Origin of the sequence: Faecalicoccus sp., from assembly GCF_036552745.1 — a bacterium.
In the GTDB taxonomy this organism is placed as follows: domain Bacteria; phylum Bacillota_I; class Bacilli_A; order Erysipelotrichales; family Erysipelotrichaceae; genus Faecalicoccus.
Genome location: NZ_JAXKBY010000144.1, coordinates 18,890 through 30,123, shown reverse-complemented (window position 1 = coordinate 30,123; position 11,234 = coordinate 18,890). Strand labels below are relative to the sequence as shown.

Here is an 11,234-nt window from a genome sequence, read left to right as displayed (position 1 = left end):
TATAATTCCTTCGGATTATGTTTAAAGATTCCGACTTTTTCTTTGTCAAGCTTTTTTAGATTTTTTTTCACAAATAAAAGAGCCTCGCCTATTTTAGACAAGACTCATAAGATCATGTTTTGCTTAACTTAATGACATTGATCTAATGACAATTCCACTTCATACTTGCCAACATCCAAGAAATCCTTGTCCTTGGATGTAACTGTTTCTTTCTCCTTGTCATAAGTATATTTCTCTGAATCTGTTTTTAAATCGCTTTTTACAGATACTTCCTTTAATACTTTCTTTGGAGTATCCTTTTTCAAAAACTCTTTAGCACTTAAAGATACAGTATCACCTAATTCAATTACTTTTTCTTTTGACTGAACGTGCAATTTTGCTTGATTTAATTGTGTTAATCCGAAAATACCAATCAATACTGCAATTCCTACACCAGAACCTATTACAATGTTTCTTGTTTTCTTATTCATAAAATTTCACTCACTTTCTCTTTTATCTTTTTAACTATTTATTCACTTGAGGTTGTTTGTTTCTAACCAGCTTTGTTGCAATAAAACGTCTGGTAATTGGATATCTTTCAAAATCACCTGAACCTGATTTTCCAGCGGATTCAGTCATTAAACAATTTTCAAAATCCACTTCCTCCATATCAACCAATCCCAAAGGTAATTCATCTGCAACTGTTACCTCGATTGTATCTTTCAACGTTATTGACATAACACGTACACGATATCCTGAAACTTCATTTGTCTGTCTGCCATTCACATAAGCAACAACCGCTCCTGAATCCAAATATAGGAACTTTCCATTTAATAAATCTGATAGTTTTTTAAACCCTTTTGTCAAATATCCATTCTTATTCAATTCTACGATATTAGAAACATCAACCGCACCATTTTTTAATTCTTTAACTTGAATACTAGCCATAACTTTTTTTTAATTTCTCCTTCTGTTTTTCTTTTTAGCTTTTTCTATATAGCGATTCTTACTAACCTAGTTTCAAGTATCTGTAACTAGGTATAGTTTAGCATTTTTCTTTTACCGATTCCATATCATTCATATTTTTTATAATAGGGATTCCAATAATACCAGTTCTATTTCTTCCTTATTTCTAAGGGGGCAATATCATATAATGCTTGTTTTTCAATTCACATCATCCTTTCTGTAGAATGAGTTTCCTAAACTCTTATATAAGATATCCAAATCTTTTATGGAAACATTCAGACAAGCCATCAGTGTTAAGATATCCTCGAATCCAACCATACTGTTATCAGTTTCTATGGACATGATTTTTGATTCAGAAAGTCCACTCTGTTCAGAACATTCTTTCAAAGTAAGATTTCTGCTTAAACGATAACTTCTTAAAAGTTTTCCCAGTGAATCTGGAACAATTTCGTTGTAATACCACTCAATACCCATTTCATCTTTAAAATTTGAATATTCAATCTTTTCATTTTCGAATAATTCTGTATCCTGTATTTCATGCAAAGGAATCCGTAAGATACGTGCAAATACCAATGCATTCTTTTTTGTTATTTCATATCGTGGCTTTCCGTTCAAATAACAATAAACTGTATTGTCGCTTACATTTAAAACGCTCACCATCTTTTTTATAAAATCTGGTTTATGTGTGTATCGGATTGATACATAATCATTTAACAATTCATGAATTTTTTTCATTTGTTTCTATCACACCTTTCTGTCTATACATCATCATCTCATCTCATTTTTTTTATTGCAGTATGTACTTCTTTTCCTCACTTTCTTCTTTAATAGGGGTCTTACATGAAGAGAGATATTAAGTGAGTAAGAACTTCAAAGCCCCTGATTTTTTTATTCTCACTTTCTTCTTTTTTTTCTTGAAAGGATAAAGGGTCTTACATGGAATCTAATATTTCTAGAGGTATGAAGTTTTTTTTGTACAAATTTTTGATTCCAATGCCCTTGTGATTATCCTTGAACATTTCTTAACAATCTGATATATTGTGTTCAAGGAGTGAGATTGGCTATCACTCTTTTTTATTTTATAATTTCAATAATTATTTCAATCAAACGTCTGATTGCTTGAATCAAAAGTCTGACTTCTCTTAAAAAGATTGTCACCTTTTCCATCAGCAACCCCTTTCTAATTCCGTTCCGCACGAAGCCCTTAACGTCTTTATACTAAGGATTTTTAGAATGTTTCACTCCCTGAACAGGGGTCTTACATGATTTCTCAATGCCCCAAATTTTTAACCATGTTTTCTTTCTCTTACTCTTTTATCAATTTCCTTTCTGTATCTCTGTTTTTCTGATTCATAACATTTTAAATGTCCAGCACAATAAATCCAGTCATTATCTGAATGTGAATAATGTTCTTTGACACTATCAAGCATTTCACGAATTTCTTTATATGAATAACCTATTCGATGTAATAACTTTTCTGTTTCAGAAAGACCATTTTTATCAATCAACTTTATTACTTCTTCTAATTTCATCTTCTTTTCTCACTTTTCTCTTTTTCTTCAAATATCAGCATTTCCTAAAAAGAAAAGGCACACCAGATATTTCCAATGTGCCTATACAAAATTCTATGTTTCAGATAAGCACCTATTCACTTGTCAAAGAACGAGTGAAGCTATGATAGTTCGCTTATCTTTAGATTTTTAATATTTATATAAAAGAAAAACGAACCATCATCAACAAAACAAACATTTTGTTAATGACAGTTCGAGTCATTACAATGGTGCGGGCGAAGGGACTCGAACCCCCACGCCAAAGGCGCCAGATCCTAAGTCTGGTGCGTCTGCCAATTTCGCCACGCCCGCAAGACTGCTTTAATATAATAGCAGAACTTTTTTAAAAAATCAATGTAAAATTGTAGGCTTATGTTTAGCCTCAATTTGCTCCTGAATATAAGTTTCCAGTTCTTCCAACAACTCATCTGTAAGTTCGATATCTTCTATCATGACAGGTTCATCATGTGTTTTATCCAAAACAAAATGAATTTCGGGTAACGATCTGAATTCTGTTTTACCGAACTGTTTTTCATATTTTTCCAACTGCTCCAAAATGGGTTGGGCAATTTGTTTAATGATCTTTTCGTTTTTCATGCTTTTATTATAACGTAATGTCTTTTCTTTTGACAAGGAATGTGATACTGCCTTTATTTTAAGAACTGTATTTGTTATGATATAGGCACCGGAGGAATGAAATGGAAAAACCGAACAACAAAGTGCAAAAAGAAGAAATTGACGATTTTGCCAAAGCTTTACTGGATAAAAAAACGGATATGGCCATTTATGCCAATCGATCCGATACGATAGATAAAACAAAAGAAAAAAACGAAGATGAAAGAAAAGCAGCTGAACAAACCTTATCTTCGGCTTTAGATATGCTTCGAAAAGAAAGAGGACAATCAACCATTGCCGAAGAAGAGCAGCGTTTTTATTATAATCAGCTTCAGGAAGAGGATGATGATTTTACAACATCTTCGATCGAAGAGTTAAAAACACAGTCTTTTGATGTCAATACGGTTGCCAAAGCTTTACATGAATACGATCAGGATCAAACGATTCGTACTAAGCTAAAAGTGGATTTAAATAAATCAAATGCCAAAGGGGTACCACATACCACCAAGAAAAAAGAGAAACCGGTCAAGAAAAAACGATCTAAGAAAAAGATTGCCATTATTGCCGGTGTAGTGGTTTTATTCTTGGCATGTTTGGGCGGCTATGCTTATAAGATCTATGTTTGGGATCCGGCACATATTGTAACGGAAGCTATGCAGAAGTCCTATGACAAGCTGGTTAGCTATGCTGATGAATATGGAAGTGATCTTGATAGCGATGCTACTTTAATGTCGGATTCAGAGCGATTTGAACTATTGGATATGGATGAAGATTACGATCGTCTAAACGCAACACAGAAAGAAGAAATCAACGATTATTTTAAAGAGCAGACAGGTAAAACATATACCAGTTTGGTAAAAGAATTACAACAAATGAGAGATGAAATTGGTACGGATCCTAATGGTCCTTATCAAAGAATTACTTCTCTTTTGACAAGCTGGAGTTCTTTAAGTGCTTCTCAACAATACCAATTATTGGATTTAGAAAGTGCTTATTCACAATTATCGGATAAGCTGCAGGAGCGTATTGATGATATGTCCAAAGCCAATGCGGATATGGGCTTTACGGAGCTTCTAGAAAACATCCGCAAGGATAAAGAAGCGGCGGATCAGCAAGCGGCGCAGCAACAACAGGCATTATCTTCTTTACAGGGCCAATTACAATCTTTACAAAACCAACTGGCCTCTTATGAAGAATATGGACAGACATTGCGTACAGAACTTGCGACAGCACAAGCAAATGGGGACTCTGCCAGCATCAGTGAATTGAATTCTGCGATTTCTTCCAATGACCAGACAATCACACGTCTGGAAACACAGATTGCCAGTCTTCAATCACAGATTGATAGCGCTCAATAACAAAAAAAACTCAACTTATCTGTGTACTTTTTTCAAAAGTATGATATGATAGTTGAGCAATCGCCGACATAGCACAGTTGGTAGTGCAACGCACTCGTAACGCGTAGGTCGCAAGTTCAAGTCTTGCTGTCGGCACCAGTTAGCTTTTAAACAAGGAATGTAAGTATATAGACATTCCTTGTTTTTTTTAATGGCTGGCGAAAAACGAGGATTTTAAAGACAATATGAATCATGCTATACTTTTAGGAAATGGAGGATAATATGGCAAAACAAGGAATTCGTATCCGTAAGAGTTTATATATCGTGTTGTGTATGGGAACTGTACTCAGTTTGATTCTTTGTATTGGTATCGCATTCGGTTTTTTCACAAAAGAAAAGATCGTAACCAAAGAAGTGGAAAAAGAAGTTCAGGTCGTACCGGATAACTATTTGTTTTTGGGAGATTCTTTAACGGATTATTTTGATTTAGAGACTTATTTTCCAAACCAGCCGGTTGTGAATAGTGGTATTGCGGGCAATACGACCGATCAGATTTTGGCATCGATGAAGACAAGAGTTTATGACTATAATCCATCCAAGATCTTTTTATTGATTGGAACCAATGATTTAAGAGATGGCAAGCCACAAGAGGCAGTCGTACAAAATATAGAAAAGATCATCGAAGAGATTCAAACAAATCGTAAACAAGCTGAAATATTTGTAGAGAGTTTATATCCAGTCAATGCTTCTGTCAGTTCGGCGGTAGGTGTTCGATCCAATGCAACGATTCAAAATATCAATGCGCAGTTACAGGAATACTGTAATGAAAAGGATCTTACATATATTGATCTGTATGCAAAATTGCAGGATGAGCAGGGAAATCTTCAGACACAATATACAGTCGATGGATTACATTTGAGCGATATGGGTTATCAGGTCGTCGCCGAGGTCCTGCGGGAATATTTGAAGTAAATGAGGAATCAAAATGGATTTGAGTACGTTAAAAGAAGAATTTCATTCGTTTCAGAATACAGATTGGATGCTTTTGATGGTAACGGTATCTTTATTTTTAACACAGTATGTTACGGCAGCTGTACTGCTTGTGTTTTTAGGCTGGACAGCTTATAAAAAAGAATTATGGGTTTCCATCAAGGAACAGCCTGGTGCCATTTGGATTTATTTATTTATCGGTATAGAGATCATTGTTTCATTTTTCGCAAACAATTTGATTGGACTTGTTAATGCTTTGGGAATGCTTTTGGTGATGGGATTTATCAGTGTCTATCGAAAACAAGTACACCCTAAGTTATTTCATTATATGATCAACATCATGTTGATTGGATCGATCTTCGTGGGAATCTTGGCGCTTTTTCAATTTGCGGACTTTTCGGCACAGAAAGGGTATGACTTTTTCGAATTCCATATTCAAAACTCACCAAAACGAAGAATCATGGCTACTTTTGATAATGCCAACTTATATGCGACAATGTTGGAGTTTTGGATCTTTTTTTGCGTCTATCGTTTTATCCAGTGTAAGGGCTTGTTAAAAAGAATACTCTATGTGGTCGTTGGCCTGTTTAATTTCGGGCTGCTGTATCTGACCGGTTGCCGCACTGCTTTGTTGCCGCTTGTTGTCATCATTCCTTTATTCTTCTTTCTGGCAAGAGAAAAAAAGTGGTTGCTTCTATCTTTAGTTGGATTAGGTATAGGCATCATATTGGTTTTTATGGAACCGGATTTGATTCCCAGAATCACCGATATGAGCACATTGGAATCACGCTTTAAGATATGGAACTGTGCATGGATGGGCATTCAAAACTATCCAATATTCGGCCTGGGACCACAATCTTATCATCTGTATTATCAAATGTTTAATGGACATAAGGCACCGCATGCGCATAATATTTATGTAGATTCTCTAGCTTCTTATGGGATCGTTGGAACTTTGTTGATCATTTATTATGCCTGTCGATATCTGTTACCAGAAATAATAAATGTAAGATTGTATGATCGACAGTTGTTTGGTTTGATCATCGGATTCATTCTGATTTTTTTGATTCATGGTTTACTGGATGTAACAATGAATGTATTGGCAACGGCACTGGTTTTTATGATGATCTTAAATGCCGGTGTTTTGGTGAAAAAAGATTGAAAATTCAATTTAGATTGTGTTAATGTAGTGATAAAGAAAACAGACAGTAGAAGGAGATTTTTTAATGCGATTTTCTCGATTCTTCGTCTGCTTTTTTTTGCTTATTTCTTTAACGGGATTTCAGGAAACTTCGTCTTACCAAAACGAGCTTGGGGCTTTGGAAAAACAGGCGATGGACTGCAAAGAGCAGCAGGTTGCACAAGTTTCACAGTCTTTACAGGAAATAAGAAAAGAGATTTTAAAAGATCTGGAATCGGTATTGAACAAAGCCGATTTAAATGACATCGAGTTAAAAGAACTCAAAGAAAAAAAGAGTGTTATACATCACTCTTATGAGCGATTAAAAAAACAAATGGCACTTTATCTGATGCAGGAACAAAGTATGTATTCATATTGTCTGGAAGGACGAATTTCCAACGAAGGGAAAGAACTTCAAACTTTGTATATGCATCAAAAACAACTGGAAGAAAAATGTTCTCAAAAAGAGAAGAAAAAAGTTGAATTCCAGCTGGAAATTCAAAATCTTCAAGCGTATGATAAGCGTGTTGACAAAGCACAGAACACCCTCAAGGAGCGATTTCAACGCACCGATGGATTTGATCAGACTGTTCGTGGCCAACATAATCCACAAAAGACGATTCAGGGACTAGAAGATCTTCCGGTATTTGGCTCTATACATTCTACAAAGAATGATTCACACTTTTCCTGTCTGGCGCAGGATGCTTCCATTACTTCTACAAGTCCATATTGGGGAAAAGTATCGGATCAAGGTTATATATCGGCTGGAACATGGTCGTATCCGCACGGAGGAATGCATTTAGGTATGGATCTTGCCCTGGCTTTATATTCAAACATCTATGCTCCGGCCAATGGCATCGTTTTATATGCCGATACCTCATACAACAGCAATGATGGCTATCTGGGCAACATGGAAGGATGGCCTTATGGTGGGGGCAATACGCTTTGTGTGATCGTTTCGATACAGGAAAAATTGTATGCCCTGACCTTTGCTCATTTGTCCAATACGATTTATGTAGCTCCTGGACAACAGTTTTCGCAAGGTGATGTTCTGGCCTTATCCGGAAACAGCGGCAACAGTACAGGCGGTCATACACACATTGAAGTTTTTGAACTGCATGCTTCTTTGGAACAAGAGGTTTCTTATTTTCAACAAGGTGCTGATTTTAGCTTTGGCTGCGGATGGGATGCTCCTCATACGCAAAGTATATGGGCCACTCGAATTCGACCGGAAGAAGTGATTACGGGATAGGAGAATTATGAACGATTTATTTTTAGAACGCATGAAAAGAGAGTTAAAAGAAGACTATCCGGCTTTTGAGAGATCTTTGGAACAACCGATGTATAAAGGGTTAAGCTATCATCCTAAAAAGATCACGAAAGAAATGCTGAAAGCTAATACACCACTTTTGGAACCTAGTCTTTTTTATGCTTATGGCTATTACATCGATCGATCTTTAGGAAACCATCCTTATCATATTGCCGGTGCGTTCTATTTACAGGAGCCAAGTGCTTCGGCAGCGGTTACCATATTGGATGTACAACCTTCGGATACAGTATTGGATCTCTGTGCGGCACCGGGTGGAAAATCCAGTCAGATTTTATCACAGTTGCAGGATGGCTTTCTGGTATCCAATGAGTATGATGGCAAACGAGCCAGAATTTTATTATCAAATTTGGAGCGCATGTCCGCACAAAATTTTTGCCTGACACAAGGCGATACTAAAGTTGTTTGCGAAGAGTTGGAGTCCTGCTTTGACAGAGTCTTGGTCGATGCACCATGCTCCGGCGAAGGCATGATGAAAAAACACGATGCCGCTCAGGATAACTGGTCACTGAAAAATATACAACAATGTGCTATGCGGCAGGACTATATTCTGGATCAGGCCTATAAAGCATTAAAAAAAGGTGGATATATGGTCTATTCGACTTGTACGTATGCCAGAGAAGAAAACGAAGAAACCATTGCCTCCTTCTTAAAAAGACATCCGGATATGCAGCAGGTCGATCCGGAAGTATCCTTTGGACAAAGAGGCTTTGATACACCGGGCATGGATGCTGATAAGGTGGTTCGCATTTTCCCTATGCAGAAGGGGGAAGGTCATTTTATTTGTAAGATGCAGAAAATGCAGGGAGAAGTAAGAAAGCTTCCTATAAAAAAGGTTCGAAAAAAAGATCAGTGTGACGATATTCTTCAGGAATTCCTGGTGAATATTCCAAGATATGCATATCAGCAGGATGATGCGTTTTATATTATGGACCATCCGTTTATCGAATTTAAGAAAACACATTGTTTGCGACAAGGCATCCTGGCAGGCAATCTGGTCAAAAAAAGATTTGAACCTGCGCATGCTTTGTTTATGGCATTCTCAAAAGAGAATTATAAACAAAGTGTAGAATTGGATCTAGCGCAGATGGATGAAGTAATGCATGGATTACAGATTCCCTATGAATGTAAAAAGGGATATACCTGTTATTGTATTGATGGCATTCCATTTGGTTTTGGGAAAAGCGACGGGCATAGGATCAACAACCGGATTCCTAAAGGCTTACGCTTATTGCCCAAGAGTCATGTGACTAAAGGAGATTTTTGAAAATGAAAGATGAAGTCTTAAAATATATTAAAGTAATTATTGGAAGTATTTTATTTTCCTTGGGGATCTACTTTTTTATCACACCCAGCGGATTAAACTCCGGGGGTGTTGTAGGTATCGCGCAGATATTAAATATCGTACTGCGTCCTTTGAATCCCAATCCGGATTCTTTTGATCTAACGGGTATCATGAATATGCTTTTAAATGTGCCTTTATATATTTTGGCACTCAAATCAATTTCAAAATCCTTTTGTCTAAGAACTTTGATCAGTATCATCATTCAGATGATTACTTTATCACTATTGCCATTACGAACAGAAGCCATTATGCCGGATATGCTAAGCAATTGTGTATTTGGTGCTTTGATGAGCGGTGTTGGTGTCGGGCTTTGCCTGCAAAGCAGCAGCTGTGCCGGTGGAATTGATATATTAGGTGTTTATTTTTCCAAGACTAAACCTAATTTTTCTGTCGGAAAACTTTCTATCATTTTAAATTTCTTTGTGTTTGCGATTTTTGCCTATATCGTAAATTTACAGAATGCCTTATATTCTATTATTTTTGTAGCGATCATGTATTTTGTTGGCGATAAGGTGCACTATCAAAATATCAATATTTCAGCCATGATCTTTACGCAAAACGAAAATTTAAAAAAGGAAATCATGCGAATTACCGGACGTGGCGTAACCTGTTGGAAAGGACAGGGTGTTTATACCGGCCAGGAAAAAGATATACTGGTTGTTGCGTTAAACAAATATGAGATCCGGCGTCTAGAGAAAGCCATAAAAACTGTAGATCCACATGCCTTTATGATCTTAAGTGAAGGACAGAAAATATCGGGCGGATTTGAAAAACGGTTGTAAAAGAACGGGAGAGTTAAAATAGCTTAACTCTCCTTTATTATAGCTTTGTTTGATTTATCTTTTTCTCTATGTGGTTAATAATCTTTTTCGCAAGCTCGACATCTTCTTCATTATGATATCTTGCCTGCTCAAATATGATATCCATTATTAAAACATCAAAATTTGTAAAAAGCCTTTAGTACTCCATAAAATTTAAAATGTTTTATCATTAAGCTTGATGCATTTTTATTTCTTCACTGTCATTTTTATACTGACGTGAATGAATACTTGATTAGATAGATGAAATTGGTTATTATATTATACTCAATTTTGAGTTTTGAAAGCGTTCGTGTTAAGATGAATCTATAAAATTATAAAGGAGTTGTAATCCTATGAAACGAAAACAAATCATGAGTTTATTACTTGGTGCGATGTTATTGTTTGGTTGTTCTTCTCCGTCTTTGGAATCTATTCGACTTTCTGTGGAGGATGCCAAAGAGATTGAAGTCGGTGATACTGTGGAAGTGGAGGTTGAGACCGATCCTTCAGATTTTGAATTGGATAAAGAATCATTTCGTGTGACAAAGAAAGCCGATCTTTCTTTAAAAGAAAATACCTTGCTTGTTGTACCACAAACGGCAGGAGAATATCAGGTGACAGCCAGTCAGGATGATGTCACAAGCAATACGCTGCGGTTTACGGTAAAAGAGAAAGAAAATAAAAAAGAAGATACAAAGGAAGATGCGAAAGAAGATGTGGAAGAAAAAACAGAATCTTCACAACAGAATCCTGTAAAGGATGTACAAGGTTCCAATAATGCACCTGAAACATCATCAGATTCAAATTCTTCTTCATCGGATAATGCGATATCCTGGTCACAAAGTGATCCGTTGAGTGTGGATGAAACGCTTCAATACGGCGATCTTCTTCAAAAAAGTGGTCAGTCAGTCTGGCTGCAGGGAGATTTACCACAGGCCATGACAAGTGGTGGTATGATCCTATATAACGGAGATCATTCGACTTTTATATCCATTGAAGACCCAATGCATTTGATTGATTTTGGCGGTACAAACGCTATGATCATCGGCAAGATCAAACAACAGGGAAGTAGTTATTGTGTGGTCGTAGAAAAGGCCTATGCATTATAAGCTGGTTTCGTAAGAAATCAGCTTTTTCGAAAGGAG

12 protein-coding genes and 2 tRNA genes are annotated in these 11,234 nt (G+C 36.4%); 8 read left to right on the top strand and 6 right to left on the bottom strand.

All coding sequences use genetic code 11. The features are described from left to right. Positions 1 to 128: 128 nt before the first annotated feature. The 6 genes from U0M88_RS06960 to U0M88_RS06935 form a co-directional block, all read right to left on the bottom strand. A complete protein-coding gene (locus U0M88_RS06960; protein WP_331869345.1) occupies positions 129 to 470 on the bottom strand; it encodes a hypothetical protein in 342 nt (113 codons plus the stop codon). Between the two features lie 34 nt (positions 471 to 504). Beyond that, positions 505 to 927 carry a hypothetical protein gene (locus U0M88_RS06955; RefSeq protein ID WP_331869344.1) on the bottom strand — a complete coding sequence of 141 codons (423 nt, stop codon included), beginning with the start codon at positions 925 to 927 and terminating at the stop codon, positions 505 to 507. A 216-nt stretch (positions 928 to 1,143) separates the two neighbouring features. Beyond that, a complete protein-coding gene (locus U0M88_RS06950) occupies positions 1,144 to 1,680 on the bottom strand; it encodes a helix-turn-helix domain-containing protein (protein WP_331869343.1) in 537 nt (178 codons plus the stop codon). Positions 1,681 to 2,231: 551 nt separating this feature from the next. After that, positions 2,232 to 2,477: a hypothetical protein gene (locus U0M88_RS06945; protein WP_331869342.1), complete on the bottom strand. Its 246-nt coding sequence runs from the start codon at positions 2,475 to 2,477 to the stop codon at positions 2,232 to 2,234. Between the two features lie 246 nt (positions 2,478 to 2,723). Then, positions 2,724 to 2,807: transfer RNA gene (locus U0M88_RS06940), tRNA-Leu, on the bottom strand. Positions 2,808 to 2,846: 39 nt separating this feature from the next. Next, the gene (locus tag U0M88_RS06935) at positions 2,847 to 3,092 is read right to left on the bottom strand and encodes a hypothetical protein (protein ID WP_331869341.1); all 246 of its coding nucleotides are present in this window, start codon (positions 3,090 to 3,092) and stop codon (positions 2,847 to 2,849) included. Between the two features lie 101 nt (positions 3,093 to 3,193). Between U0M88_RS06935 and U0M88_RS06930 the strand changes: the two genes are divergently transcribed. The 8 genes from U0M88_RS06930 (at position 3,194) to U0M88_RS06895 (ending at position 11,198) form a co-directional block, all read left to right on the top strand. Further along, positions 3,194 to 4,468, top strand: coding sequence for a hypothetical protein (locus U0M88_RS06930; protein ID WP_022789213.1), 1,275 nt, complete (start codon positions 3,194 to 3,196; stop codon positions 4,466 to 4,468). Between the two features lie 62 nt (positions 4,469 to 4,530). Continuing rightward, positions 4,531 to 4,606, top strand: a tRNA-Thr gene (locus U0M88_RS06925). Between the two features lie 123 nt (positions 4,607 to 4,729). Beyond that, positions 4,730 to 5,419 (top strand): GDSL-type esterase/lipase family protein, encoded by a 690-nt coding sequence (locus tag U0M88_RS06920; RefSeq protein WP_331869340.1) that lies wholly within the window; start codon positions 4,730 to 4,732, stop codon positions 5,417 to 5,419. 13 nt (positions 5,420 to 5,432) lie between these two features. Further along, on the top strand, positions 5,433 to 6,599 hold the full coding sequence (locus U0M88_RS06915; protein WP_331869339.1) for an O-antigen ligase family protein: 1,167 nt from the start codon (positions 5,433 to 5,435) through the stop codon (positions 6,597 to 6,599). A gap of 64 nt (positions 6,600 to 6,663) precedes the next feature. Beyond that, positions 6,664 to 7,869: a peptidoglycan DD-metalloendopeptidase family protein gene (locus U0M88_RS06910; RefSeq protein ID WP_331869338.1), complete on the top strand. Its 1,206-nt coding sequence runs from the start codon at positions 6,664 to 6,666 to the stop codon at positions 7,867 to 7,869. 7 nt (positions 7,870 to 7,876) lie between these two features. Next, the gene (locus U0M88_RS06905) at positions 7,877 to 9,211 is read left to right on the top strand and encodes an RsmB/NOP family class I SAM-dependent RNA methyltransferase (protein WP_331869337.1); all 1,335 of its coding nucleotides are present in this window, start codon (positions 7,877 to 7,879) and stop codon (positions 9,209 to 9,211) included. 2 nt (positions 9,212 to 9,213) lie between these two features. After that, positions 9,214 to 10,071: a YitT family protein gene (locus U0M88_RS06900; RefSeq protein WP_331869336.1), complete on the top strand. Its 858-nt coding sequence runs from the start codon at positions 9,214 to 9,216 to the stop codon at positions 10,069 to 10,071. A 371-nt stretch (positions 10,072 to 10,442) separates the two neighbouring features. Beyond that, a complete protein-coding gene (locus U0M88_RS06895; RefSeq protein WP_331869335.1) occupies positions 10,443 to 11,198 on the top strand; it encodes a hypothetical protein in 756 nt (251 codons plus the stop codon). The last annotated feature ends 36 nt before the right edge of the window (positions 11,199 to 11,234 follow it).

What these genes read in the sequence shown, in the direction of transcription:
- U0M88_RS06960 (WP_331869345.1), bottom strand. Translation starts at nt 470, where the DNA reads ATGAATAAGAAAACAAGAAACATTGTAATAGGTTCTGGTGTAGGAATT.
- U0M88_RS06955 (WP_331869344.1), bottom strand. Translation starts at nt 927, where the DNA reads ATGGCTAGTATTCAAGTTAAAGAATTAAAAAATGGTGCGGTTGATGTT.
- U0M88_RS06950 (WP_331869343.1), bottom strand. Translation starts at nt 1,680, where the DNA reads ATGAAAAAAATTCATGAATTGTTAAATGATTATGTATCAATCCGATAC.
- U0M88_RS06945 (WP_331869342.1), bottom strand. Translation starts at nt 2,477, where the DNA reads ATGAAATTAGAAGAAGTAATAAAGTTGATTGATAAAAATGGTCTTTCT.
- U0M88_RS06935 (WP_331869341.1), bottom strand. Translation starts at nt 3,092, where the DNA reads ATGAAAAACGAAAAGATCATTAAACAAATTGCCCAACCCATTTTGGAG.
- U0M88_RS06930 (WP_022789213.1), top strand. Translation starts at nt 3,194, where the DNA reads ATGGAAAAACCGAACAACAAAGTGCAAAAAGAAGAAATTGACGATTTT.
- U0M88_RS06920 (WP_331869340.1), top strand. Translation starts at nt 4,730, where the DNA reads ATGGCAAAACAAGGAATTCGTATCCGTAAGAGTTTATATATCGTGTTG.
- U0M88_RS06915 (WP_331869339.1), top strand. Translation starts at nt 5,433, where the DNA reads ATGGATTTGAGTACGTTAAAAGAAGAATTTCATTCGTTTCAGAATACA.
- U0M88_RS06910 (WP_331869338.1), top strand. Translation starts at nt 6,664, where the DNA reads ATGCGATTTTCTCGATTCTTCGTCTGCTTTTTTTTGCTTATTTCTTTA.
- U0M88_RS06905 (WP_331869337.1), top strand. Translation starts at nt 7,877, where the DNA reads ATGAACGATTTATTTTTAGAACGCATGAAAAGAGAGTTAAAAGAAGAC.
- U0M88_RS06900 (WP_331869336.1), top strand. Translation starts at nt 9,214, where the DNA reads ATGAAAGATGAAGTCTTAAAATATATTAAAGTAATTATTGGAAGTATT.
- U0M88_RS06895 (WP_331869335.1), top strand. Translation starts at nt 10,443, where the DNA reads ATGAAACGAAAACAAATCATGAGTTTATTACTTGGTGCGATGTTATTG.